Origin of the sequence: Neptuniibacter sp. 2_MG-2023 (assembly GCF_030547495.1) — a bacterium.
Lineage (GTDB): Bacteria > Pseudomonadota > Gammaproteobacteria > Pseudomonadales > Balneatricaceae > Neptuniibacter.
Window position 1 is genome coordinate 107,292 of the sequence record NZ_JAUOQC010000011.1, and the last position, 24,491, is coordinate 131,782.

At 44.0% G+C, this 24,491-nt stretch carries 24 protein-coding genes and 1 pseudogene; 6 read left to right on the plus strand and 19 right to left on the minus strand.

Annotated features, from left to right (window positions below; all coding sequences use genetic code 11):
- Window positions 1–5: 5 nt before the first annotated feature.
- Window positions 6–656, minus strand: a complete 651-nt coding sequence (nadD, locus tag Q4486_RS11695) for a nicotinate-nucleotide adenylyltransferase (protein WP_303416289.1) — start codon at window positions 654–656, stop codon at window positions 6–8.
- A 7-nt stretch (window positions 657–663) separates the two neighbouring features.
- Window positions 664–1,920, minus strand: a complete 1,257-nt coding sequence (locus Q4486_RS11700; protein ID WP_303416288.1) for a glutamate-5-semialdehyde dehydrogenase — start codon at window positions 1,918–1,920, stop codon at window positions 664–666.
- Between the two features lie 240 nt (window positions 1,921–2,160).
- Between Q4486_RS11700 and Q4486_RS11705 the strand changes: the two genes are divergently transcribed.
- Window positions 2,161–3,726, plus strand: a complete 1,566-nt coding sequence (locus Q4486_RS11705; RefSeq protein WP_303519537.1) for a hypothetical protein — start codon at window positions 2,161–2,163, stop codon at window positions 3,724–3,726.
- 18 nt (window positions 3,727–3,744) lie between these two features.
- Here the strand turns inward: Q4486_RS11705 and Q4486_RS11710 are convergent, their stop codons facing one another.
- Entirely contained in the window at window positions 3,745–4,689 is a 945-nt protein-coding gene (locus Q4486_RS11710) for a GlxA family transcriptional regulator (protein WP_303416286.1), read from the minus strand.
- A gap of 131 nt (window positions 4,690–4,820) precedes the next feature.
- On the opposite strand from Q4486_RS11710, the gene Q4486_RS11715 reads away from it, so the two are divergent.
- Complete coding sequence (locus Q4486_RS11715) at window positions 4,821–5,423, plus strand: cysteine hydrolase family protein (protein WP_303416285.1); 603 nt, start codon at window positions 4,821–4,823, stop codon at window positions 5,421–5,423.
- 118 nt (window positions 5,424–5,541) lie between these two features.
- Here the strand turns inward: Q4486_RS11715 and Q4486_RS11720 are convergent, their stop codons facing one another.
- The 7 genes from Q4486_RS11720 to Q4486_RS11750 form a co-directional block, all read right to left on the minus strand.
- A complete protein-coding gene (locus Q4486_RS11720; RefSeq protein WP_303416284.1) occupies window positions 5,542–6,156 on the minus strand; it encodes an SH3 domain-containing protein in 615 nt (204 codons plus the stop codon).
- Window positions 6,157–8,433, minus strand: a complete 2,277-nt coding sequence (gene parC / locus Q4486_RS11725; RefSeq protein WP_303416283.1) for a DNA topoisomerase IV subunit A — start codon at window positions 8,431–8,433, stop codon at window positions 6,157–6,159.
- A 118-nt stretch (window positions 8,434–8,551) separates the two neighbouring features.
- A complete protein-coding gene (gene parE, locus Q4486_RS11730; RefSeq protein WP_303416282.1) occupies window positions 8,552–10,444 on the minus strand; it encodes a DNA topoisomerase IV subunit B in 1,893 nt (630 codons plus the stop codon).
- 86 nt (window positions 10,445–10,530) lie between these two features.
- Window positions 10,531–11,142: a YqiA/YcfP family alpha/beta fold hydrolase gene (locus Q4486_RS11735; protein ID WP_303416281.1), complete on the minus strand. Its 612-nt coding sequence runs from the start codon at window positions 11,140–11,142 to the stop codon at window positions 10,531–10,533.
- Window positions 11,143–11,201: 59 nt separating this feature from the next.
- Window positions 11,202–11,972, minus strand: coding sequence for a metallophosphoesterase (locus tag Q4486_RS11740; protein WP_303519538.1), 771 nt, complete (start codon window positions 11,970–11,972; stop codon window positions 11,202–11,204).
- Complete coding sequence (locus Q4486_RS11745) at window positions 11,965–12,408, minus strand: DUF1249 domain-containing protein (RefSeq protein WP_303416279.1); 444 nt, start codon at window positions 12,406–12,408, stop codon at window positions 11,965–11,967. Before Q4486_RS11745 ends, Q4486_RS11740 begins: the two co-directional genes overlap by 8 nt.
- Before the next feature lie 61 nt (window positions 12,409–12,469).
- A complete protein-coding gene (locus Q4486_RS11750; RefSeq protein WP_303519539.1) occupies window positions 12,470–13,108 on the minus strand; it encodes an NUDIX domain-containing protein in 639 nt (212 codons plus the stop codon).
- Between the two features lie 142 nt (window positions 13,109–13,250).
- On the opposite strand from Q4486_RS11750, the gene Q4486_RS11755 reads away from it, so the two are divergent.
- On the plus strand, window positions 13,251–14,972 hold the full coding sequence (locus Q4486_RS11755; RefSeq protein ID WP_303519540.1) for a SulP family inorganic anion transporter: 1,722 nt from the start codon (window positions 13,251–13,253) through the stop codon (window positions 14,970–14,972).
- Here the strand turns inward: Q4486_RS11755 and Q4486_RS11760 are convergent.
- The 4 genes from Q4486_RS11760 to Q4486_RS11775 all read right to left on the minus strand — a co-directional run bounded on the left by Q4486_RS11760 (window position 14,969) and on the right by Q4486_RS11775 (window position 19,173).
- Window positions 14,969–16,783: a bifunctional diguanylate cyclase/phosphodiesterase gene (locus Q4486_RS11760; protein ID WP_303519541.1), complete on the minus strand. Its 1,815-nt coding sequence runs from the start codon at window positions 16,781–16,783 to the stop codon at window positions 14,969–14,971. The two genes, Q4486_RS11755 and Q4486_RS11760, sit on opposite strands and share 4 nt — an antisense overlap.
- A gap of 81 nt (window positions 16,784–16,864) precedes the next feature.
- Window positions 16,865–17,731 carry a deoxyribonuclease IV gene (gene nfo, locus Q4486_RS11765; RefSeq protein WP_303416275.1) on the minus strand — a complete coding sequence of 289 codons (867 nt, stop codon included), beginning with the start codon at window positions 17,729–17,731 and terminating at the stop codon, window positions 16,865–16,867.
- Between the two features lie 31 nt (window positions 17,732–17,762).
- Window positions 17,763–18,227, minus strand: coding sequence for an NADAR family protein (locus tag Q4486_RS11770; protein WP_303416274.1), 465 nt, complete (start codon window positions 18,225–18,227; stop codon window positions 17,763–17,765).
- Between the two features lie 94 nt (window positions 18,228–18,321).
- Complete coding sequence (locus Q4486_RS11775) at window positions 18,322–19,173, minus strand: LysR family transcriptional regulator (RefSeq protein ID WP_303519542.1); 852 nt, start codon at window positions 19,171–19,173, stop codon at window positions 18,322–18,324.
- Between the two features lie 190 nt (window positions 19,174–19,363).
- On the opposite strand from Q4486_RS11775, the gene Q4486_RS11780 reads away from it, so the two are divergent.
- Window positions 19,364–20,128: an HPP family protein gene (locus Q4486_RS11780; RefSeq protein ID WP_303519543.1), complete on the plus strand. Its 765-nt coding sequence runs from the start codon at window positions 19,364–19,366 to the stop codon at window positions 20,126–20,128.
- 147 nt (window positions 20,129–20,275) lie between these two features.
- Here Q4486_RS11780 and Q4486_RS11785 read toward each other — a convergent pair whose 3' ends face one another.
- From Q4486_RS11785 to Q4486_RS11795, 3 genes are all read right to left on the minus strand, one after another.
- A complete protein-coding gene (locus Q4486_RS11785) occupies window positions 20,276–20,515 on the minus strand; it encodes a hypothetical protein (protein ID WP_303519545.1) in 240 nt (79 codons plus the stop codon).
- A gap of 104 nt (window positions 20,516–20,619) precedes the next feature.
- Window positions 20,620–20,946 (minus strand): hypothetical protein, encoded by a 327-nt coding sequence (locus Q4486_RS11790; RefSeq protein WP_303519547.1) that lies wholly within the window; start codon window positions 20,944–20,946, stop codon window positions 20,620–20,622.
- Between the two features lie 43 nt (window positions 20,947–20,989).
- Window positions 20,990–21,316, minus strand: a complete 327-nt coding sequence (locus Q4486_RS11795) for a hypothetical protein (protein ID WP_303416269.1) — start codon at window positions 21,314–21,316, stop codon at window positions 20,990–20,992.
- A gap of 542 nt (window positions 21,317–21,858) precedes the next feature.
- On the opposite strand from Q4486_RS11795, the gene Q4486_RS11800 reads away from it, so the two are divergent.
- Both Q4486_RS11800 and Q4486_RS11805 read left to right on the plus strand, forming a co-directional pair.
- Entirely contained in the window at window positions 21,859–22,323 is a 465-nt protein-coding gene (locus Q4486_RS11800) for a hypothetical protein (RefSeq protein WP_303519548.1), read from the plus strand.
- Between the two features lie 118 nt (window positions 22,324–22,441).
- Window positions 22,442–22,692 (plus strand): annotated as a pseudogene (locus tag Q4486_RS11805) (GNAT family N-acetyltransferase); the annotation flags it as partial.
- A 674-nt stretch (window positions 22,693–23,366) separates the two neighbouring features.
- On the opposite strand, the gene Q4486_RS11810 reads toward Q4486_RS11805, so the two are convergent.
- Both Q4486_RS11810 and Q4486_RS11815 read right to left on the minus strand, forming a co-directional pair.
- Window positions 23,367–23,999: a hypothetical protein gene (locus tag Q4486_RS11810; RefSeq protein ID WP_303519550.1), complete on the minus strand. Its 633-nt coding sequence runs from the start codon at window positions 23,997–23,999 to the stop codon at window positions 23,367–23,369.
- A 308-nt stretch (window positions 24,000–24,307) separates the two neighbouring features.
- Window positions 24,308–24,491 (minus strand): hypothetical protein (locus Q4486_RS11815; protein ID WP_303519551.1); only part of this gene is annotated, 184 nt, incomplete at its 5' end.

A 24,491-nucleotide genomic window follows, 5' to 3' on the forward strand; every position in this document is an offset into this window, starting at 1 on the left:
TCGCTTCAATTAGTTAAACCGTAAAGACGGTTGTCTTGGATATATTGCCAAACTTGATCTGGAAACAGATAACGCGGGGAGTGCCCTTGCGCTATAGTTTGGCGAATCTGAGTCGCTGAAACCCCAATAGGTGTCAGCTCATGGAAAAGCACACAACCAGCAGGGGTCGATAACACTTGCTGTAAACTTGTCGTTTGGTGTTTTTCTGTAAATTCATTCAGCACATCACATTGGGGCAAGCTGTAACCAGGCCGTTTGACCACCAGCAGATGTGCAAAATCCGTAAAACGCCGCCACTCATGCCAATGGGGTAATGTCTGATAGGCATCCATCCCCATTATCATACAAAGTGATACGTTTTCGCCTAACTCACGACGCAACGATTCCAATGTATGCAATGAGTATGATGGTTGAGTGGACAGCACTTCTCGCTTATCCACTGCTAAAGCAGGCTCATCAGCCACCGCTAACTCAACCATTTCCAGCCGCTGTTCAGCTGTTCGACCTGGCGTTTTACGATGAACAGGATCTCTAGAAGGAATTAAACATACCTTCTCTACTCCCATCCATTGTTGAAGTTCTAAAGCCGTTCTTAAATGGCCATTATGGATAGGATCAAAGGTTCCACCCATAAACACGTAAGCATTAACGCTCATATGATCATTACTGCCTGATATGACCATCACCTAGAACAACATATTTTTCTGAGGTCAATCCATCAAGACCCACTGGACCACGGGCATGGATCTTATCAGTAGAGATACCGATCTCAGCCCCTAAACCATATTCAAAACCATCCGCAAAACGTGTTGATGCATTCACCATCACCGAACTGGAATCCACTTCACGGAGGAATGCCCGTGATTTAGTGTAGTTTTCAGTCACGATTGAATCCGTATGGTGCGACCCATAACGATTAATATGGAGAATAGCTTCATCCATGCTATCAACCAATTTAATCGACAAAACAGGAGCAAGGTACTCAGTACTCCAATCCTCTTCTGTCGCTAATTTAATATGCGGAAGCAGCTTACGGGTACGCTCACAGCCTCTCAATTCGACACCCGCGGCCTGATAACGTTCAGACAGCTCAGATAGAATTTCCTCAGCAATCGAGCTATTCACCAACAGCGTTTCCATCGTATTACAAGTACCATAGCGGTGAGTTTTAGCATTTAACGCAATATTAACCGCTTTACCCGCATCAGCCTGATCATCAATATAAACATGGCAGATACCATCAAGGTGTTTGATAACAGCAACTTTCGCATCGCGACTAACGCGCTCAATCAGCCCTTTACCACCACGCGGCACAATAACATCTATATATTCAGGCATAGTAATCATCTGCCCTACCGCCTCACGATCAGTCGTTTCAACGACTTGCACCGCATTTTCAGGCAAACCTGCTAGCTTTAAACCTTTTTTGATACAGTTAGCTACAGCTCGGTTGGAATTAATCGCTTCGGAACCACCACGCAAAATCGTTGCGTTCCCCGACTTAAGACACAAACTTGCCGCCTCAACCGTTACATTAGGACGAGACTCATAAATAATACCAATAACACCGAGAGGCACACGCATCTTACCCACCTGAATACCACTTGGCAGATATTTAAGATCATTAATCGCGCCAACAGGATCAGGCAGTGTCGCCACCTGACGAAGACCTTCGATCATTGTATCGATTCGAGCATCAGTTAGCTCCAAACGGTCTAACATCGCTGAATCTAAACCGTTATTACGACCACCTTCTAGGTCTATAGCATTCGCTGCATGTAGTTCCGGTCGGCTACTATCGATTGCATCAGCCATGGCCAACAGAGCCTGATTTTTCAGGTTAGTATCTGCTTTTGCTACTAAACGAGCCGCATCACGTGCGTTCTCGCCTAATTCGATCATATATTCTTGTACGTTCATCGCCGTCCTTCCTATCATTAAGCCCAGTATTATACCTGCCTGACAACGCGGGGTCATGGTCAGAATGCAATTGATATTCACACTCGCCGTTATGAACTGTTATTATCTGACTTTCGATCTATTTTGAGCTAATTTTGCCCTGTGACATTAAGCCGATTCAAAAACAACCGTTCAAGACAAAACCTTCTGGTTATTGTCGGCTTAATTCTATTTTCAGGGTTAAGCCTTGGCATCCTTTTCATGCAGTTCTCTACTGCGAGGCAAGCTGAAAGTGAAACCCAACATTTAGGTCAGGCACTTGCCCAGCAAAGCGATATTTTAATTCGCCCGCTACTCCTCTCAAATGATCGCGTCAGCCTTAATTACCTTTTAAATGAACTGCAACAGATTCCCTATATCAAAGGTTTACAAGTAGCCGATCAATCCGGGGTAATTATCGCCAGGTCTGGCGAAGCAAACGACATAAAATTACAACAGCGACTTATACAGCAAGAGAAAACCATTGCTACAGTCACTTTATGGCTAACCCCTGACCCACTCAAAAAAGCTCTACGCAGTCAGTTCTGGCCTCTACTCTTTCTAGCTTGTGTAATAGCTCTCTTGTCATTACTCGCTATTTGGTACTTTGGGCACTATCCAGCAGCCGATGAACAGGAGGAGCAAACACCGGACGATCCCGCATCTGATCGTTTATCCGGTCTAACATTCTCTGAATCTTTAGCTATACAAAATGAAGGGCGCTTTAGCGACATTAATGCGACAGAAGAAAGCCCCCTCTCAAGCAAAGACACACCTATATCGACAGAAAGCGGCACAGAATCAGCATTGAAGGAAGTAGATACAACTCCTGAAACCACTGCTAATGTCCACCCCCGGCGAGAAACGGTAACGCAACCGGAAGAGGAAGCGGACTCTTACAACGACGCCGCACAAGACGACCAACTGCACACCGAATCTCTTGTTGATCTACTCAAACCGGAACATAGTAATGCTCCGCAGATGCCAAAATTCGAGCATCACCCGCAAGATTTAGAGCCCACTGAAGATACTGCAAACCCAGATGAGTTCTCAGTTGAAGAGGAGCTTATTGATAAAAAACAGGGCAATGCCGACGAAAGCCCAACAAAAACTAAAAATCCGCTCTTTAAAGGAGCAATGTCGGATGAAACGCGCGAGCGAAAAGAGATCCAGCTTGGGCTCTATTCATTTGAAGATGAGTTGGAGTTATTTCTAGCACCTCAAGATGCCATTTACCTGTTCTACATAGATAGCAATACAGCCAGCTCAGATAATATGCCCCCTGATGAAAAAGCGACCCTGCTCAATGTCTACCTGCATTTAGCTAAACAGGTCGCGCGAATTTATAATGGCGAGTCTGAACAGCTAGAAAATAACGACATACTGCTACGTTTTGAATTACGAGACAGCAACGATAGCCATGGCATAAACGCACTATGCGCAGCCATACTTTTTAGTCTCTTATATAAAGGATTCAACCAAGCAAGAATTAAAGGTTTTCAGCCTGTTCTTAGCCTACAAATGTCCCTATCACGTGGGCATTATGACAAATATCCTTTAGTCAAAGAGGAAGCTCATTTCCTCACCCGCACCACAAACAGCAACGAACTAATTAGCCATACAGCCCTAACCGAAGCGCCTTTACTAAAACGCGCCTTGCTGGAACAAGCGGATATTCGCCGAGAAGATGAAGATAAAGTATTGCTGCTTAAAGTCACACCAAAGCATCAAGCACTCTTACAAAAACAAGCAAACCATCTTCTGACAAAAATCTTCAAAAAGTCCTGATAGCTACTGTAAAACACGTTATTTTACAAAGCGCTTCTTAAACTCTTTAGGTGTCTGGCCGGTAATTTTAGTAAAGGTTTTTCTAAAAGCACTTAAATCTTCATAACCGACTTCTGCTGCAACGTTCTCAAAAGAGGTCGTGCTTGTCTCGATAATTTCACACGCTTTTTGAATACGAAGGCGCTGTAAATATTGAGTAGGCTTCAGCCCCGTAGCTTTCACAAAACGCCGTAAAAATGTCCGTCCAGTTAAATGGGAATGTTCAGCAAGTTGTTGAATAACAATCGTATTCTTAAAATTACGCTGCAACTGATGTTGAGCTTTAATGATAGCCTCATCACCATGGTCTAATTTTGGCGAAAAGCTCTGATAATAACTTTGCTCTCGCGGCCCCGTATCAACGATCAGAAACTTCCCTAGCTGCCGCATCACTTTTGAGTTTGTGAATTGCGCAACCAACTCCAGTCCCAAATCGATCCAGCTCATCAAACCACCCGCTGTAATAATATCGGTATCGTTTATTAGTAACTTGTTTGTCTCAAGCATGACATTAGGAAAGCGCTTAGCAAAATCATCCGCTAACGCCCAATGAGTCGTCACTTTACGGCCATCCAATAGACCCGTTTCAGCCAAGACAAAAGCCCCCGCACACACAGAACAAATTATGGCCCCATTTTTATGCTGCTGCTTTAACCAAGCTAATAAAGAGGGCTGCGGCTTAAGATAATAACTGTCATCTAAACAGGGTGGTAAAACAATAATATTAAGCGGTTTAAATGCCCCATGATGATCAACATCATCAAGCTGCTGACTCACGCAAATTGAAGTACTAAACACTTCACCCAACTCATGCTGCTGACAGATCTGATTCGCCAGATAGAACTGCTCAGCGATACCCTGAACTGCCGACAATAAAGCACCAGGATAATGCACTATACCTATTTCAATCCGCTTTATTGTCATATACAACCTCTTTTATGCCAATTATGCCCCCAGTATATGATTTAAAATCATCGAATAATAGACAGCGATAAGCCAATGATTATTCCATACATAAAACTAAATCAGCCATAACAATTGATAGGGTATTTTATATGACAAGCTTAAGCACTATTCGCGATCTTGCTGGTCTAGGACATGAAGCAAGCTCAGTACAAGAATCCGCTCTGATTATTATTGATGCGCAAAACACCTATTGCGAAGGGATAATGAAACTGGAGGGTGTAGAAGAAGCCTTAGTTGAATGTAGAAAGCTTTTAGAGCGTTTCCGTAAAGCAGGCAGACCTATCTACCACATCAGACACGATGCAGGCCCAGGCACACCTTACGATGTAAATGAACATATTGGTCAAATTGCTGAGGTAGTAGCACCTATAGAGGGTGAAGCAGTAATCACTAAAAACTATCCTAATTCATTTGCACAAACAGAGCTCAATGAATTACTTGAAAAAACTGGGGTTAAGAATCTGATATTGGTCGGATTTATGTCTCACATGTGCGTGAATTCAACCGCTCGTGCAGCGTTTACATTAGGTTACAACCCGACAGTCGTCGCATCAGCAACAGCGACAAGAGCCCTACCTTCAAAAGTAACAGGAAAAGATGTTCCAGCGGCTCAAATCCAAGAAGCTGCACTGGCAGCACTGTCAGATCTGCCATCAGCAGTTGTTCCCGCTGTCAGCAATGTACCTGACTAACTAAGAGATAAACCTCGCTGATCCATATTTCTAAATCAGCGTAGCAAGAGCTAACCTAATCGAGGTTAGCTCTTAATCATCTGAACCGGTAATCAAAGCGGCTTAATTACAATCCATGTTAATTAACGCTGCAATTATAGTAAGCAACATTCAAGTTTGTTAAATCTAACTGCTGTTTAAGCCCTGCCTTTAAACGTACGGTATCCCCAACGCCACCACGGTCTAACAGGTAGTTTTTCGTCACCGTCGCCTGTACAGGCGTTACACTCTCTCGACCTGGCACAACAAAATCAGCCCAACAGCTAACGGTTATGCGCTCTTGAGAAACGGTTTTACTTTGGACATTAAAACTAACATCCAAATAGCATAGAGAGCCTCCAGTAATCATCGAACGACCCTCACATACAGGCTGTTCTGCCGTAACTTTTATAGCAAACTTAGCCGATTTTCCTGTCTCTGGTGTTAATGTTTGAGGCTGAATATATTTGCTATACACCCAGCCTTTAACATTAGCTTTGTTGGCATTTTGATAAAAAACTTCTGACCAAGCACCCTCTCGGCGGGTTTCCAGCACTAACTGATTTTGCGGCGCTTTGGCAATTACATTCCAAGTATAATCGGGCCCCTGCCTAACATTTAGCGCATCCACCGTAACCACATAAAAGTCCACAGCCAAAGCGCTACTAGCAAACAGGGCAAACCAACAACCTAGAAAAATTTTACACAATCGCACTTATTCCACCGTTTCTACTGGTTCAACTTCTGCGCGCTCAACATCTAAACTATCCACCCGTTGGTAACCCCGTGGAAGCTTATTGCCCCGTCGGCCACGTTCACCACGATAATGCTCAATATCTGAAGGTTTCAGTTTCAGATGTTGTCGACCCGCATGCACGAGTAAGGTGTCATCCGCCGATAAAATAGCAATGGCAACCACCAGCTCCTCTCTGCTTGCTGCTCGTGCAGAAGGAATATTAATAATTTTATTCCCTTTACCTTTCACTAGCTCCGGTAACTCCGCCACAGGGAAGACCAAGAGACGCCCCTCATTGGTCACTGCCGCCAATAGGTTTGAGGTATCACTCACAAGTGTGGGCGCTAAGATCTGAGCATTTTTAGGTAGCGTGAGTGCCGCTTTACCATTTTTAGTTTTACTGGTGAGGTCACTAATCTTAGTGATAAAACCATAACCCGCATCCGATGCCATTAAGACCTTATCGCTGTCTTTACCCGCGATTGCTGCATCAATGGTCGAGCCTTTTGGTAAGGTAATACGGCCAGTAATCGGCTCGCCCTGCCCTCGGGCAGACGGTAGATTATGCGTATCAACCGTAAAACTTCGTCCGGTCGTATCAAACAGAATCGTCGGCAGATTCGTTCGGCCTTTACACTCAAGCTTAAAGGCATCACCGGATTTATAATTTAAACCCGCACCATCAATATCATGGCCTTTAGCGGCACGGACCCAGCCCTGTTTCGAGATAACTACTGTCACAGGATCTGAGGTTAGTAGGTCTTTCTCACTGAACGCTTGCGCTTCTTCGCGGGCAACAATCGGTGAGCGGCGATCATCGCCATAGATCTCTGCTGCTTCTTTTAGCTCTTGCTTAATAAGCTTGCGCATCTTGCTGTCAGAACCAAGAATGGCTTCCAGCTTTTGACGCTCTTCATCCAGTTCATTTTGCTCAGACTGAATTTTAAACTCTTCCAGCTTAGCCAAATGACGCAATTTCAAATCCAGAATCGCATCCGCTTGAACTTCCGTCAGCCCAAAACGCTTAACCAACTCAGCTTTGGGATGATCTTCGTGACGGATAATGGCGATAACCTCATCAATATTGAGGTAGGCCACCATTAAACCTTCAAGGATATGCAACCGATCCAATACTTTCTCTAATCGGTGCTGTAGACGTTTGCGAACTATATCGGTTCGCCAGCCCAACCACTCAACCAAAATCTGGCGTAGGTTTTTAACTTGCGGTTTACCATCAACACCGATCATGTTCATATTGACACGATAAGTACGCTCTAAATCAGTTGAGGCAAACAGGTGCGCCATCAACTGTTCAACATCCACACGATTAGAGCGAGGAATAATCACAAGACGGGTTGGATTCTCATGATCTGATTCATCACGCAGGTCGCTGACCATCGGCAGTTTTTTCTGCTGCATCTGCGCCGCAATCTGCTCCAGAATTTTAGCCCCAGATACCTGATGGGGTAGTGCAGTGACAACTATTTCACCCTGCTCTTTGTCATAAACTGCACGCATGCGTACAGAGCCACGGCCTGTCTCATAGATCTGTCGAAGATCACGACGCGAGGTGATAATCTCAGCATCCGTTGGCATATCAGGGCCTGGAACAAACTCACAAAGCTCATCAAGGTCTGCACGAGGATTATCTAACAGATGAATACACGCACGAGTCACTTCATTCAAGTTATGGGGAAGAATGTCAGTCGCCATACCAACAGCAATACCTGTTGTACCATTGAGCAGTACATTAGGTAGGCGGGCCGGTAGAATCATCGGCTCCTGCATTGTGCCATCGAAGTTAGGCGCCCACTCCACTGTTCCTTGCGCCACTTCAGCCAGAAGGACTTCTGCGTAAGGAGACAAACGTGATTCGGTATAACGCATGGCCGCGAATGATTTAGGATCATCCTGTGAACCCCAGTTACCCTGACCATCAACTAAGGGATAGCGATAACTAAACGGCTGTGCCATCAAAACCATCGCTTCATAACACGCAGAGTCGCCATGGGGATGGAATTTACCTAGTACGTCACCCACTGTACGGGCTGATTTTTTATACTTCGCCGTCGCTTTTAAACCCAGCTCCGACATTGCATAAACTATTCGGCGTTGTACAGGTTTCATGCCGTCGCCAATATGAGGCAGCGCACGATCCAGAATGACGTACATGGAGTAATCCAGATACGCTTTTTCTGTAAAGTCTTTAAGTGCTATGCGCTCATGGCCATCTTCGAACGTTGTTTGTACCGTCATATCTACCTGTTACCGCTTATCAATATCTGTTTCATTAATGAGTGAAGGCTTAAAACTGAAACAACCACTGTTTTAAATCACTCCACTGACAGTCACTATTAAACCTAAATGTGCAGGTTTAAATATCCGCCAAGTTACCTTTACTCTGCAGCCACTCTTTACGATCACCAGAACGCTTCTTAGCCAGCAGCATATCCATCATCTCGTTCGTGCCATCACCTGGAGCCACCGTCAATTGAACTAAACGGCGAGTATCCGGTGACATCGTTGTTTCTCGTAGCTGCAAAGGGTTCATCTCACCCAAGCCTTTAAAGCGCTGCACGCCGATCTTAGCGTTCTTACGCTCCGCACGAATACGCTCCATAATGCCATCACGTTCCGCATCATCTAGCGCGTAATAAACCTCTTTCGCCACATCAATACGATAGAGTGGCGGCATAGCCACAAAAACATGCCCTTCACTAACAAGGTGTTTAAAATGCCTAACAAAAAGCGCACATAGAAGTGTCGCGATGTGCAAACCATCCGAGTCCGCATCCGCTAAAATACAGACCTTACCGTAGCGCAGCCCTTCTAAATCATCCGAGCCCGGTTCCACGCCTATAGCAACCGATATATCGTGAATTTCTTGGGAGCCAAGAACCTCGCTAGGATCAACCTCCCACGAGTTAAGAATCTTACCGCGCAGGGGCATAATGGCCTGAAACTCACGTTCACGGGCTTGCTTTGCAGATCCACCCGCAGAGTCACCCTCCACCAGAAACAGCTCTGACTGCATAGTATCTGCACCCGAACAATCGGCTAATTTACCCGGTAGAGCAGGGCCTTGGGTAACCTTTTTACGGATCACCTTTTTGTTGGAGCGCATACGTTTTTGAGCATTAGCGATTATCACTTCAGCTAACTGCTCACCCTCTTCTACATGGCGGTTAAGCCATAAAGAGAATGCGTCTTTAATCGTACCTGAGATAAAGGCAGCAATTTGACGGGTAGATAGACGCTCTTTTGTCTGCCCTGCAAACTGAGGATCCTGCATTTTCGCAGATAGCACATAACAGCACTTATCCCACACATCATCAGCGGTAAGTTTAACGCCCCGCGGCAGTAAGCTACGGAACTCACAGAACTCACGCATCGCCTCCAAAAGCCCTGTACGCAACCCATTAACATGAGTACCACCTTGAGCCGTAGGAATGAGGTTCACATAGCTTTCGCAGGTCATTTCGCCACCTTCAGGTAGCCACTGCACCGCCCATTCCACAGCGTCCTCCTCACCTTGTAAGGATCCGGAAAACGGCTCCAAAGGCAAAGATTCAAAAACTTGAGTCGTACCTTTTAGGTAATCGATCAAACCATCTTCGTAGTACCACTCCTCTTTCTCGCGCTTAGCGCCAGTAAGATCGGTAAAAGTTACTTTTAACCCTGGGCACAGTACCGCTTTAGCTCGGAGATTATGCTTTAAACGAGAGACACTATATTTAGGTGAATCAAAATATTTAGGGTCCGCAAGGAAACGAACGGTCGAACCTGTATTACGTTTGCCACAGGTATCAATTACTTCTAACTCAGATACTTTTTCACCATCGGCAAAACCAATTCGATAAACTTGCCCATCGCGGCGCACTTGTACTTCCAACAGTTTTGACAGGGCATTAACAACTGAAACACCTACCCCGTGAAGACCACCGGAATAGTTGTAGTTATCGTTGTTGAATTTACCCCCCGCATGGAGTTTACAAAGAATCAGCTCCACACCACTCACCCCCTCTTCTGGGTGAATATCGACAGGCATACCTCGACCATCATCAGTTACGCTTAATGAGTTGTCCTTATTTAAAACGACATCGATCTGCTTGGCGTGACCAGCTAAAGCTTCATCCACCGAGTTATCGATAACTTCTTGCGCTAGATGATTAGGGCGATCCGTCTCGGTATACATCCCTGGGCGGCGTCTTACCGGATCTAACCCACTTAAGACCTCAATGGAACCAGCATCATATTGCTTGGACATCAATCGTATTTCCTGTTGCTATGCTTGCTATGTATCACTCTAAAGCTCATATAACCAAAACTAAGCTTTACTCACGATGATTAAATTCATACTAACTTAACGTCTGGCAACTCGATCCTCCCTTTAGCAAAAGCTAAAATACTAGGGATCATGTTTTCAAACTGTTCAAAACCGTGGCAACCACCCGCTTGTACAAACTGCGGCGTTTCAGAGAACTTATCCACAGCCTCACGATAATCTAATGTTTCATCCCCAGTCTGAACAAGCAATAGATATGAATCAGGTTTCTTAATCTGTTCACAGTTAAACGCTAACAATTGCGCTAAATGCTGCTCTGTCAGCTCATATTTTTCGCCACTATAAAGGTTTTCATTCGCCCCTAAATACTGGGGTAGTAACTCAAACGGTCTAATGGAAGGATTAATTAAGACAGTACGAACATGAGCATAATGCTCAGTTAACCATATGCTGTAGTATCCACCCAATGAACTGCCCAATAATATCACCGGCCGCTGCTGATGCTGCTCTACTAAGGATTTTAATGTCGCCATAGCCTCAGCAGGCCAATGCGATAAGGTTGGCACCAGCACTTGATCGGCACAGCCCTTATTTTGCATATACTGCAAAAATAACTGAGCTTTCATCGACTTTGGCGAGCTATTAAAACCATGTACGTAAATAAAGATTGGTTTATTCATTTTCGTCCTCTGAACAAGAACTTACCGGAGGGGAAAGATTGGTGCAATACCCATCTAAATTAGGATCTTAACCGAACCACTTCTGATTGAATCTCGCCATCATCATAAAGCTGGATACGACGGTAAGCAGGCCCCATAAAACGGGGATCGTCTTCTGTAACCGCAGAGACAGAGAATGGTTTAAATTGTGGCGCCGTGGCAGGACAGGCCAACAACTTCACATTGCCCCGCTGCTGCTGAAATTCTTGATGAACATGGCCAAAAACAACCCCTTTAACTTGAGAATAGTGCGCTAATAATTCCCACAGTCGATCTTTGTTTGCCAAACCAATTTGATCCATCCATTCACTTTCTACCGACACAGGGTGATGGTGCAATACCACTAAAACATGTTGTTCTGAAGTCAGTATCGCCAGCTGGGTATTTAAAAAATCCAGCTCCTCTGCGGACAACGCCCCTCCCCCTTTGCCATCAGGATTGGACGTACTATCCAGTAAGATAATGCGCCAATCACCACGTACAATCACTTTCTGGTTATAACCAAGATCAGAAAAACGGGCCATTTCATCCACTAAATCGTGATTACCCGGAATCCAATGGGCTGGGAACGGCAAACCTTGTAAACATGACGATAAACGATCATAAGCGGTTGGAGCATGATGGGTTAGATCCCCTGTTAATAGGAGGAAATCTGCATTTTCTTGCTCTATTTGATGAATAACTTGCTGAAACCGAGCTTCTACATTAGCTCCCCGCATCAAACAAGAGGGCTCCTGTTGTAGATGCATATCGGTCACTTGCAGTAACCTAATTGGACGATCACTAGCCACTGTATACTGTCTCCATAGAGTGACCATGGCTTAGGCACTCATTTAACCACTCACCTAAATATTCATTGAGCTGAAGCTTTTCATCAGGCAGGTGCATATTACGATTAGGGTAGGGATAGACACCCTCTAACTGTTTTCGGCGTTGCATACAGATCACTTCCGCCATAGAGGCATCATGGTAGAGACGGACAACCAACCCCGGAGATTCCAACCAAGGCGAGCACTTTTCATAACGGTGACTCACCAAAACTGTAGATGTGTATTTAAAACGTTCATCAACCCGAAGACGTAGATAGGCCGAATGCTCGGGCCAACTAACTTGGAACTCTCTCTCATCACAACTATCCAGATCAGGCAGAAGCTTCATGAGGCGCACATAGTTAGCTTCACATTGCGACATCTGCCTTGTTAGATCTGGAATATATTTACGCTTCATACATCTCAACTATCGTATTTAAATTGACACAAGCCTCATTGGACTAGAACACGGTTGTAACTTAATTAGACCAACGTTGATCTAATTCTGCTTTATTTAGCTGCAACCACTGTAATGCGATCATTGCCGGTGCGTTATTAATCTTACCACTCTTCACTAATTCAAACGCTTTATCAACCGGGATCTTATGTACCTTAATATCTTCACCTTCATGGGGAAGACCATGAATTCCTTCTACACCCCTCGAATCCACACTAGCACAAAGCAGATCAATATACTCACGCGTACCCCCAGAGCTTGGGACAAAACGGCTAATACTCACGACCTCTCCCAGCTGAGCTCCAGCCTCCTCTTCAGACTCACGCCGCGCCACATCTTCTGCGCTTTCACCCTGTTCAACAATCCCAGCCACCAGCTCTAACAACCAAGGCCCCTCTGGATTATCAAAAACCCCTACACGAAACTGCTCGACTAACACGACCACCTGTTCATTCGCATCATAAAGTAAAACACAAACAGCATCGTCACGATAAAACAACTCCCGCTGGATACTAATCGAATCACCAGCAAATGTTTTATGGGTCAGATGAAGCTTCAGCATTTTAAAAAAACCATCGTAAAGTGATTCTTGCTTATCAATGCTGAAATCTTTTTGCTGATAGGTTGGCTCCCAACCCTGCGAAGTAAAATCTTCAGACATATATTGATCTCCGTTACGACCCACAGAAAAATCCACTATAGCAATCACTAGCCTTATGACTAGATCAAGCTATATAATTACTTGATATATACTTATTCTTTATTGGTATACCAATTCTAACCGCTGTCACTGAGATTATAAGATGCGACTTTGGGTCGAAGTTTTTCCAATTCTAGGCTGGTTAAAAAATTATCAACGCCAAACTTTTATCAGCGACTTAATGGCTGGCGTGATTGTAGCTATATTATTAATTCCCCAATCTATGGCCTACGCCATCCTTGCTGGGCTTCCACCAGAATACGGCCTTTATGCTAGCATTTTACCTTTGTTTATCTATTCCCTATTGGGCAGTAGCCGCTCCCTTGCTGTAGGGCCGGTCGCTATCGCCTCACTTATGGTAAACACCTCAATTAGCCAAATAGCCCCACAAGGTGGTGCGGAGTATCTAAATGCCGCTATAAACTTATCCCTATTAGTTGGATTGATCCTTCTATTTCTACGCTGCATAAGGCTGGGCGGTATTGTAAATTTCATCAGTCATTCAGTGCTGACAGGCTTCACTAGTGCAGCCGCTATTATTATCGCATTAAGCCAAGTTAAGCATATTTTAGGGCTAGACTTAGCCCGCGCCGAACGTATAGACCAAAGCCTTGTCGATATTAGCACTCACTTAACTGACACCAATGTAGCAACAGCCTTACTCTCCTTAGTTGCTTTTATTATTTTGTGGTACTGCAAAAATACACTCTGCAAGCAGCTGATTAAACTTAAATGCCCACAAGCGCTGGCCGAGCCGATTAGCAAAGCGGGCCCTATGTTTGCGTTACTAATGGGCTCAATAGCCGTTTGGTATTTTCACCTTGATCAAGCATCAGCGGTGAAAACCGTAGGTATGATTCCACAGGGACTACCCCACTTCCAAGCCATTCATATTGATATAGAGTTATGGAAACAGTTGATTACACCCGCCCTGCTGATTGCCTTAATTGGATTCTTAGAAAGCGTATCTGTCGGCACCGCTCTTGCCAGTAAAAAACAGGAACGGATCAACCCCAATAAAGAGTTAGTGGCGATTGGTATGGCTAATATTGGTTCTGCATTCAGCGGCACCTACCCTGTGGCAGGTGGATTTGGACGCTCTATGGTCAACTATAGCGCAGGGGCTCAAACGACTATCGCTTCAGCAATTAGCGCTATATTAGTAGCAATAACTGTGGCGTTTTTTACCCCACTATTTTACTACCTGCCTAAAGCTGTACTCGGAGCTATTATCGTAATGGCTGTGATTCCACTTATTAATATTGCCGCATTTAAAGAGTGCTGGCGGTTTAATAAAGCGGACGCCTTAACCTTAGCTGTCACCTTCTTCTTAGTTCTATTTACTGGAGTTGAAGTTGGCATTTTATCGGGCATTGCGATCTCCATCGCCCTGCTTATTTACCGATCGAGCCAGCCCCATATTGCCATTGTCGGCCGTGTAGGTAACAGCGAACATTTTAGAAATATTAACCGACACGATGTCACTACAGACAGCAGCACACTAGCGCTACGTGTAGATGAAAGCCTCTACTTCGCTAATACACGCTTTGTTGAAGAGTTTATTTTGCAACAATGCGCAGACAACAAAAGCATCAAACATGTCATTATCATCTGCACTGCGGTGAATTTTATTGATGCCAGCGCACTAGAAACCTTAGAGAACTTAATTATTAACCTTCGCGATGAAGGGGTCAGATTACACTTGGCTGAGGTAAAAGGGCCTGTTATGGATCAGCTAAACAGTACCCATTTTATTAAACGGTTATCGCCTGGAAACATCTATTTTACAACCGACCAAGCGATGCGCGAGATTGCAGGCATTTAGATACCACATGATGCAACCGGTAACTTTTTAAGATCGCCGCCGGTAGAGCGGCGTTGGGAAACAAATAAAGTACTATCCCCCCCCCGTTTCGCCTCTTTTTTAGCCATAGCCGCCAATTCAGCAACCTCATGATAGCTGTCGCATTTATAAGGGTCTGGGTGCACAACTCCGATAGCTAAACCCAACAATGGAAAGAAAGAGCGCACACCTTTTCGATCAGTGGACCAGATCCCTTCAGTCTGAAGATCTTTAGGTAGATAAAGCCCTCTTACCTCTTGATCAAACTCCCGAATAATACGTTCACAGCTTAATTGCCAATCCGGTGCGCGGAAAATCACAACAAAATCATCGCCACCTACATGACCAATAAAATTCTTATCGCTATTAATAAAACGGGTAAGCAGATCACCCAGCAAGCGGATCACTTGATCACCTTTTGAGTAACCATAGCAATCATTAAAGGGTTTAAAGTTATTGAGATCAAAATAAGCAACATGAAAATCTGCGGTGCTTTTTAACAGAGAATCCACCTCATTATTAATCGGCACATTCCCCGGTAGCAAAGTTAAAGGGTTCGCATACTGAGCATTTTGGATCTTCAAAGCGGTTAAACGCTTCAATAGATCACGAAGATTCCCCATACCTAAGTAACAATCACTTTCAGTAATAATAATATCTTGCTGCAAGGCACTACTTTCCTGATCTGTCACTAAGCGCGAGACTTCCACTAAACTTAATTGGCTATCAACAAGCAGAACATCTTCACTCAAAATACGTGAGGCCGGCTTTTTCTCATATAACGCACGGCCATACTGGGTGGAAAACAGCTCCAATAGATCAGATTTTTTCACTACACCTAAAGGGATACCATCTCTTATAACAGGCAGCGCACCGACTTCTGGGTGTAATCTAAATTGCTCACTAACAAAGAGCACTGTATCTTCTGGCGCAACTGCTGGAGTTTGACGTAAAAGAGAGATCGCTGTTTCGTCTTGAGCCATATTAACCATGACTTCACTACAAATCGGATCGCTAATACCCTCAGCACTCCATGTAGGTTGAGGCTCTGGACTGGGGTAACCTAGATAAAAACCTTGGCCTATATTAATACCTAACTCCATTAGGGTTGCGACCTCTTCCTTGCGTTCTATCCCTTCGGCAATAACCTTACAGCCCGTTGCGGTGCTTATATTATAAATAGCCCGCACAAACTCACGTTTAACCGGATCAGTATCAATATGAGAGACAAAGTGACGATCGATTTTTACATATTCAGGATTGAGCTCAGACCAAAGCTTTAACCCAGAGTAACCGGTGCCTAAATCATCTACAGCAACCTGAAACCCCATATTGCGGTAGTACTCAACCGCATTATGTGTCAGCCCTTGCTTATCAAACGGATGTTGTTCTGACAGCTCAATAACAATATCTGCAATAGATATACCGAGCTCCTGCAACAACTCAGAGGTAAATCCTTCTGTGTGCTCAGGCGTTCCCAACAAGGAGGCACTAATATTCAGAAACAGCTTGCCGCCCGGCTTTAACTTAGCAAAATGCTCTAAGGAGCAACGCCGAGACAGTAGCTCTAAGGTATGTAAGAGGTTATTTTCAATTGCTGTTTGAAAAAGAGCGCCAGGGGAGGCCATTGCGCTGCCGGAAGGGCCTCGTATTAAAGCCTCATGCCCAATAACTTCGCTTTTTTTCAAATCAACAATCGGCTGAAAGTGTGGATATAGAGACTCTGTCTCTAAAATCTCTAACAACAGCTTACGACGCATATCTGCGCCTACTTCATCAGTTGCACGTAACATAGGTTAATCAATCACACTATTTAAGGTAGTGCGTAGGCTAACGTCCCTATATTACATTTGAGTGAAAATGTTTAATTCCCTTTACACCGACACCCCAGCGGCAAACTGCCTTAGCATCTGAATTTCAGCTTCCCAGATTGTTTCATCAATGGTTTCAAGAACTAGCGGAATCCCTCTAAACCGGTCATCAGACATGATAAATTTAAACACCTCTAAACCGATTTCACCTTGGCCAAGACTATGATGGCGATCAAGGTGGGAGTTTAATCCACCTTTAGAATCATTCAGGTGCATTCCTTTGAGGTATTCAAAGCCCACAACTTTTGCGAACTGATCAAATACCTCTGCACAACTTTCTAAGGTGAGAATATCGTAACCTGCGGCGAACATGTGGCAAGTATCGATACAGACACCTATACGTGATTTATCCTCAACCTGAGCGATGATTTCAGCTAGCTGTTCAAAGCTATAACCTAAATTACTGCCCTGACCTGCCGTGTTTTCTATAACCGCGGTGACCCCTTGAGTTTGTGCTAGCGCCCAATTAATAGAATCGGCAATTCTACTAATGCACTCGGACTCTGAAAGTGTACGAAGATGACTACCTGGGTGAAAGTTAAGATAAATCAGCCCCAACTGTTCACAACGGTGAATCTCATCCAAAAACGCCTCACGGGATTTTTGTAAAGCTTCCGCCTCTGGATGACCTAAATTAATTAGATAGGAATCATGGGGAAGGATCTGCTCAGGAAAAATATTGAGTGCTGCGCAGTTCTCCTTAAAAGCCTTAATAGCTTTCTCTTCTAGTGGTTTAGAGACCCACCGCCGCTGATTTTTGGTAAAGAACGCAAACGCATTAGCAGCAATCTTTTTCGCATTAAGCGGTGCATTTTGCACACCACCCGAGGCGCTCACATGAGCACCAATATAATAAGGCTGTTGATTCATTTAGGATAATACTCAATAAAACTATGCAAGATTACTTAAGCTCTTCCCGAAGCTTATCCCTAATATCCATCAGCATTTTGCCAAAAGCATTATTTGCACGCATATCACGCCCACTACCCCAGAAATAGTCATACTGACTCACATCGGCAATATCAATCTCACCTGTATTCAATAAAATTTGAGCCACCTCAGGATAAGTACGGCATTTTATGTAAGTGCCACGGGTCATAAAGATCAATTTAACTTTATCCCAATCCTTACGCTTTTGATGCTTTTTACTTTTACCCAATGCAGCCGCATCTTTTGGGGTAGGCGCCAGACGAATCTGCTCAACATAATCCATATCAGCAAACTTCATCGCTTGATAATAATGCTCTACCGACGGCCACTCATGACCATCCAGCTCAAAGCTATACTTAGCGTATGAGGCCAACGGATGCTCGGGGTCGGTCCTTGTTAACGTAAAGAGTTTTTTCTCTTTTTTGCCAAAAAACATGCGGATTCCTAATCTCCAAGAGTCATCAAAAGATAGTATATAAACCGCCCTTAGAAAGGCAGCATTAAATTTATAAGCAAAATACGATAACCCCTTAAATAGACCAACTTGAGAAAGTTTTCACGTTCTCTAAAAGGAGCTTTTTAGCCTGATCAAAAACCTCTGGCAAAGCGATATTCTTGTGATAAACAAGATAAATTGGATATGTGAATTCCGTAGCACCGCGGACCTTAGTTAATTGCTGGCTTTGTAAATATCGATCAACCACCCGCGTCCTAAAATATCCATTCCCGCCTTTAGCTAATAGGTATTTTAGTGCCATAGGGCCAAGGGAAAACTGCATAGCTGAGCGGCGATTAAAAGGCACACAACGATCGAATTGCAGGGAAAACTCCTCACCCCAATCAATAAAAAGATCAGGTGTTGAGCATGTCGTCGACGCAACATGTATCAACTTTTCTTCAGCCACCTGTTCGATAACCAACCCCGGCAAGTAGCGAGGACTATGGACAATAATCGCCTCAACCTCTTGCTTTTGCAGAGCTTGATACAGCATATCAGTTGTTGTCACTCGGCTGTTGATAACTAAATTAGGCAAGTCCTCATTCAAGGCGATAATCCAATCACTTAAGATTGGATTCCATAGGCTTATCTCCCCTCCCACATTTAACCTTTGCTGGGTTTGATACTCCCCATGTCCACAGATCTGCTTAGCTTGCTCCCAAGCCTCAATCATATTTTTCGCCTGCTTAACAAAAGCTTCACCATGTGGGGTGAGCTTTGCACCGGCTCGGTTCCGAATAAACAGCTTATAATTCAGCGCAGCTTCTAATGCTTGTACACGTGCAGTCACAGTTGTTTGAGTAACATGTAATCGCTCTGCCGCACGCGCAAATGTCCCTGCGTGAATAATCTCTAAAAAAGTTCTAGCTTGATCAATTTCCATTTCTACTGATTTTAAATGCAATATTATTGCACTTAAACCTCATTTAAATTCGTTATACATGAAGCTATTTTAATCATTAAAATGGCGCCGTTACTAGGTAAATGTAGAGTGAACTGTTCTTAGGGCAAGGTTGTACTTTTACTTTTATTCTCTAAAACAGCTATTATTTTTGTAAGGCTCTACTGTCCAAATGCTCACTTCTTTATATCGTAATACGGCTCAATTCATTGGTATAGAAACAAATAAAACCTCCCACTTTGAGCGCCTTATTTCAGGCGTAACGGCTTTTGTGGCCCTGCTGAGTGTCTTTTATTTCTCGCGTACCTTTTTATCTATACCGGATTCCTTATTGGTGCTCTCCTCCATTGGCGCCAGCGCAGTTCTATTGTTCGCCGTCCCCCATGGTGCATTATCACAACCTTGGCCCTTTCTGATGGGCCACCTTATCTCCGCATTTATTGGTATCAGTTTTTTTCAGGCGTTTGGCTCATCGTTTATTACAGGAGCAATAGCCGTTGGCGTATCCATTATCACTATGCACTACCTACGCTGCCTGCACCCACCGGGAGGATCCACCGCACTCTCTTGTGTGGTTGGCGGAAACAGCATACACGCCATGGGATATGAGTTTTTACTCTATCCATTAGCCATCAATCTGCTCGCCCTACTCATACTGGCTTTTGTCATCAATAACGCCTTCTATTGGCGGCGCTACCCATCATTTTTAAACAGGGCAATAGCGAATAAAATCGATGAAACACATATATTTGAGATCGAAGATCTTTACGGTGCGCTAGAAAAAGAAGATATGTTTATCGATGTGAGCGCAGAAGAGTTAATGAACATTTACAACACCGCCAGCAACAATGCAAAAACACGTCAGCAACAACTTATTGCCAAGCGACCTAAGCTTGCTCGGCGCTTATCGATCAAAAGAAAGCGAGGAAAACTCTAAACCTGCATGCACTCAAAAGATTGGGGTCTTTAAAAAATATTTAAACCTGCTCAACCAAGCTGCCGGTTTTTAAGTCACTACTGGGTCTATACGTTATTTATCGATATAAAAGGGATATTAATGAAAAAGGTGTTATCGGTCGCAGCCCTAATCGCAACCCCCACCATCTCCTCCAGAGCAACTATCCCCACTGTAATCGCCAGAACCGCCACTCGTACCCGTTCCTCCTCGACGATCCCCTTTTGAAACAAACCACATAGCCAATAAAACCAGAAAGATAAATACACCCAAGGGGGCTAATGCGTTTTGAATACTGCTATCAGACGCTAGATCCGTGTAGTGCCACGAAAGGTATAAACCAATCAATATAAAAATTAATGATTTCATCTAATATTCCTTTTAAATGTTAAAGCGCTTTTATTTAACCGCACCTAACCCCTGTATTCAGTTACATTAAAAGCTCGAAACAGACGACAAAAAACACTTAGCTCTCAAGGCTGCACAAGTAGCGCAGGTGCATAGACTGACCAATAAAGCGCCACGGTCCCGACAAAGCCTATCAAAATTGTTATAAATAAAAACAACTTAGATGAGCGAAGCAACGCAAAAACCGCCAAGCCTAAACATAAAATAGGTAAAGCGACCCACCATTGAATCGTACGGAAAACAAACGTCGAATACGCCGTTTGCTTTACACCGAAGCTAGCCCAAAGCTGTCGAAAAGATTCAGCAGTTTCCGGTTGCAGCAAGCCATAGATAAAGTATGACTGCGCAGCGATAAAGAACAGAATAGATATGCCAAAAATTAGTTTTTTCATAGCATTACTGGATAAATAGAGATACAGGCTACCGCCCTATGAATTATTTAATATCTGAAATGCTATATTGTTTTGCGCCATGATTGCCAATATTTGGCGCACTATTTTTAGGAATAAATAGCTCTCTATGGGCACCTTTATCGTACGTTAAACTAACAGTAAAACGATTAGCATATTCGCAAGACCTTAAATCAATTTCTGTGCCTGCCTCTATACTCATACCTTGAGCCTCAATAGCTTTACCCAGAGTATGCACGTATGGCTTTGAGCATAATAAATCAAAGCTTGGCGAATTTGCCCACCAACCACCTATAAAACCAATAGATAGAAAGACTACCGATAGCACTGTAGTTAGCATGATTTTCTTCACATCAAAAATTCCTTATAAATAAGTGGCTTTGCGACATAGACATCATTCGAAAAGGGAATAAAGAATACCGCTGCTAGCTAGGTTAGTCATCTGTTGCAACGAGCACGACCTGCCCCTAGATTTTTTGACGCCTAGGTTTTTTCGCTTACGGACAAAAGCGCTTGATTATGACGCAGGCATTGATGATTCGGTAAAAGTGGAGTAAACATGTATAAAAAACCATCTACCCTATGCCATCCAATACATGTGACGGATACCGCATAATAGCCCTCAATGAGTACTGAAATAAGGAACGTCAGGCCGGAGCAAACGCGAGCAGAGCGTTCTACCTGACAGTCAGCGCTCAGTTTCCCCCTAAGCGTGCTTCGGTTGTCATTGAGTGTCGGGCAGTTTCTTACTGCAAACAAAAAGGCAGTGTCTGCCCTAGTTTCTTTGGAGAAGGTATCCAGCAGTGAAATATATGGAAGGCTGTCGTTAAAACGACATAAGACAATTGACTGACCGTACTGACTTTCCCAAGGTCTCGGTATAAAAGGTAATGAATGTTAAAAGATATCGAGTTAGATTGGATCCTATTGCTGGCGATGCTACTGGTATTCGCCGGTGTAGGCTTAGTGCAAAAAGCAAAATCACGAGAAAAAACAGCAATAGACAATCCACAGACGCACCCTAAGATGAGTCCCCACTCATGTGGTGCTGTTACCCGAGCTGATGTCGACCACTTATTGCAAACCTTGGCCATACAAATGAAAGCCACCAGTGAATATACATGGGCTCAAGGTGATCCTGACGCTAAAAGTGATGACATTGATCGCAGCACCTGCTGCAACATTATTGAATCTATTGACCTAGAAAACACACCCACCCGAACCGTTTGGCGATCCGAAATTATTCAGCGATTAAGCAGTTTTCAACAAGCTAAGCGGGACGCCGGTAAGCCTGGCGTTGGTGTAGTGGGCAGTATGATGGCTCACGTGAATACTTTTTTTGATGACACTGACCATTAGCGCTTTTTGCCAGTGAAGTGGCTATAGTCTCCCCGACACAGAGACAAGGACAATATCCCCACCCATAGAGGTGTTGCCGAAACACGTAAAAGTGCCTGTCCTTACTTACCGTTTCCCATCATCCACCTCTGGTGGTCTGATTGCCCGTCTTGCTGTCGATGACCTATATAAAGGGAAAGGCTTTGGTGAATGGCTGCTTATCGATGCACTCAGAAAGCTACTAGTGATAGCGTTGCATTTCCAGTTGTTATCGTTGATGCCAAAGACGGTGCGAAAAATTGCTATGAACGCTATGGTTTTCAAGCATTTGCAGACGCTGAAAATCAACTCTGCATCACCATTGCTGATGTGAGAGCAAGCTTAGGCTAGTTAACCGCTGCCTTTAGCAAACTAACGCCCGCTTCAGCTGCACCAAAACAGGAGTATCTTTGTGTTAATATTTGAGCGCAGCGAGTGGCACAAAAAACGCATAGTCTTTGGCGTCAGGCTGGAAGCGCTTGTTAAAGCGTGATGCTTGAAGTGGTTGTTGTACTTTTAACCTGTAACATTACACTTTTTTATAAACACCAATACTAAAGTTACCAGGCCTGGTTGTTTTGTTTTTTACTGTTTTTAAATACTGAATTTGGTTTTAAACAAGTCTTTATTTTAAATGTTTTACCCTTAAAAACTCAGACGCTTTAACATTTAATATAAGGCGAAAACGCCCTAATATATTGTATTGAAGTAATAAATATACCCTTTTGCCCTTATATTGAGCTAGCCTGTCAATAGGTTAGGTTATGCGATATTACCCAGAAAATCTGTTTTCAACACGGTTAATGGTTATGAATATTACTACAAAAAAACTAGCTCGCTAGAATAAATACGTAACTCTTTTAGAGCATAAGACTTATGCGTTTTCGACTTAGAAAAGTTATTGTGATTGGATAAAGCTTTTTAAGTTCGAAGTCAGAGTAAAGTTATACTTGATGAACTCTAAATATCAACACGTTGAAAACTTAATTTAACTCTGACCCCAATTATTCGAAAAATACGCAAGCTTAATTCGAGCCGATAATCTCAACCCGCTCAGCTTGGCAATGAAGCTGCTGCCCGGCTCTGGCTGGATCGTATGTGATGCCAATCAAGCGCACTTGATCTTTACGTTTAAGCTGTTTAAAAAATGTGGTTTGATCAAGCCGCCGCTGCTTTTGCTGCTCTATCGTATCCGTTGAATCATGGGCAAACGCCATGACCATCGCTGTACCTCGGCAAATCTGTTGCCAGTCGGTACGGGCATCAGCCCGCACTCGCATCTCTCCTCTGAGTATTCCCGTCCATAGGCCTTCAACATCCGGCATAGTTGTGCGAGCAGGTTCCACTTTTGCTGGGGCATTTTGTGTTCGATTAACGGGCGGTGGCGTTTTCGTCAAACCTTTCTGCGCCCTCGCATAATCCCTATGGCATCTTTTCACCCCAATATCACTCAACAATTCAGGATATTGAGTTAACGTATCACCATAGCGTGCGCAACTCGACAAACACAGATGGGCGAGCTTCTGGCCTTCGGCCGTTTGAGCCATTGCCCGACATGTCTCTCCTTTCGCACGTATATCATCAATGACAGCATTCGACGCCATCACCGTGGTATGAGTGAAACATAAAAAGGCAACAAACGTGAAAGCAGTTTTCATCTTATTTCCTCGTTTAATTATCAAGAGCCTAAGCGGAACAAACTGACTATTCGTGTTTACTCTAGCCTACCCGCTCGGACTACTGCAATGCATCATTGCGGCTGGGACGGCCGTAAACTACTATAAAAGCGCTAAATGTTCGCACATTTATTATTAACTACCCGCATTTTTCATACTGATTGCAAGGGTCGCTTCCCTCGCACGCAAGATACCCACCCTACCAGCTCCACCTTTGGGCAGCACTATTCATCACAATCCCAACTAACAGAGTCTTTAGAAACTCTGCCAAATAATACGGTATTGCTCATTTAACGCCCAGCGCAGCCGCAGACGGCACGGAGCACTTTTTGTGTTAATGTTTGAGCGCTAGCGAGTAACACAAAAAGTGCGGAGTGTTGGCTGTCGGACTGGCGCTGCTTGTATGGTTGTTCTTGAGGATATTCCACCTTTTTAAATCCTTTTAAAAACGGGTAAATTGAGACCCACCTTCGG

What these genes read in the sequence shown, in the direction of transcription:
- nadD (WP_303416289.1), bottom strand. Translation starts at nt 656, where the DNA reads ATGAGCGTTAATGCTTACGTGTTTATGGGTGGAACCTTTGATCCTATC.
- Q4486_RS11700 (WP_303416288.1), bottom strand. Translation starts at nt 1,920, where the DNA reads ATGAACGTACAAGAATATATGATCGAATTAGGCGAGAACGCACGTGAT.
- Q4486_RS11705 (WP_303519537.1), top strand. Translation starts at nt 2,161, where the DNA reads ATGCAGTTCTCTACTGCGAGGCAAGCTGAAAGTGAAACCCAACATTTA.
- Q4486_RS11710 (WP_303416286.1), bottom strand. Translation starts at nt 4,689, where the DNA reads ATGACAATAAAGCGGATTGAAATAGGTATAGTGCATTATCCTGGTGCT.
- Q4486_RS11715 (WP_303416285.1), top strand. Translation starts at nt 4,821, where the DNA reads ATGACAAGCTTAAGCACTATTCGCGATCTTGCTGGTCTAGGACATGAA.
- parC (WP_303416283.1), bottom strand. Translation starts at nt 8,433, where the DNA reads ATGACGGTACAAACAACGTTCGAAGATGGCCATGAGCGCATAGCACTT.
- parE (WP_303416282.1), bottom strand. Translation starts at nt 10,444, where the DNA reads ATGTCCAAGCAATATGATGCTGGTTCCATTGAGGTCTTAAGTGGGTTA.
- Q4486_RS11735 (WP_303416281.1), bottom strand. Translation starts at nt 11,142, where the DNA reads ATGAATAAACCAATCTTTATTTACGTACATGGTTTTAATAGCTCGCCA.
- Q4486_RS11745 (WP_303416279.1), bottom strand. Translation starts at nt 12,408, where the DNA reads ATGAAGCGTAAATATATTCCAGATCTAACAAGGCAGATGTCGCAATGT.
- Q4486_RS11750 (WP_303519539.1), bottom strand. Translation starts at nt 13,108, where the DNA reads ATGTCTGAAGATTTTACTTCGCAGGGTTGGGAGCCAACCTATCAGCAA.
- Q4486_RS11755 (WP_303519540.1), top strand. Translation starts at nt 13,251, where the DNA reads ATGCGACTTTGGGTCGAAGTTTTTCCAATTCTAGGCTGGTTAAAAAAT.
- Q4486_RS11760 (WP_303519541.1), bottom strand. Translation starts at nt 16,783, where the DNA reads ATGTTACGTGCAACTGATGAAGTAGGCGCAGATATGCGTCGTAAGCTG.
- nfo (WP_303416275.1), bottom strand. Translation starts at nt 17,731, where the DNA reads ATGAATCAACAGCCTTATTATATTGGTGCTCATGTGAGCGCCTCGGGT.
- Q4486_RS11770 (WP_303416274.1), bottom strand. Translation starts at nt 18,227, where the DNA reads ATGTTTTTTGGCAAAAAAGAGAAAAAACTCTTTACGTTAACAAGGACC.
- Q4486_RS11775 (WP_303519542.1), bottom strand. Translation starts at nt 19,173, where the DNA reads ATGGAAATTGATCAAGCTAGAACTTTTTTAGAGATTATTCACGCAGGG.
- Q4486_RS11780 (WP_303519543.1), top strand. Translation starts at nt 19,364, where the DNA reads ATGCTCACTTCTTTATATCGTAATACGGCTCAATTCATTGGTATAGAA.
- Q4486_RS11785 (WP_303519545.1), bottom strand. Translation starts at nt 20,515, where the DNA reads ATGAAATCATTAATTTTTATATTGATTGGTTTATACCTTTCGTGGCAC.
- Q4486_RS11790 (WP_303519547.1), bottom strand. Translation starts at nt 20,946, where the DNA reads ATGAAAAAACTAATTTTTGGCATATCTATTCTGTTCTTTATCGCTGCG.
- Q4486_RS11800 (WP_303519548.1), top strand. Translation starts at nt 21,859, where the DNA reads ATGTTAAAAGATATCGAGTTAGATTGGATCCTATTGCTGGCGATGCTA.
- Q4486_RS11810 (WP_303519550.1), bottom strand. Translation starts at nt 23,999, where the DNA reads ATGAAAACTGCTTTCACGTTTGTTGCCTTTTTATGTTTCACTCATACC.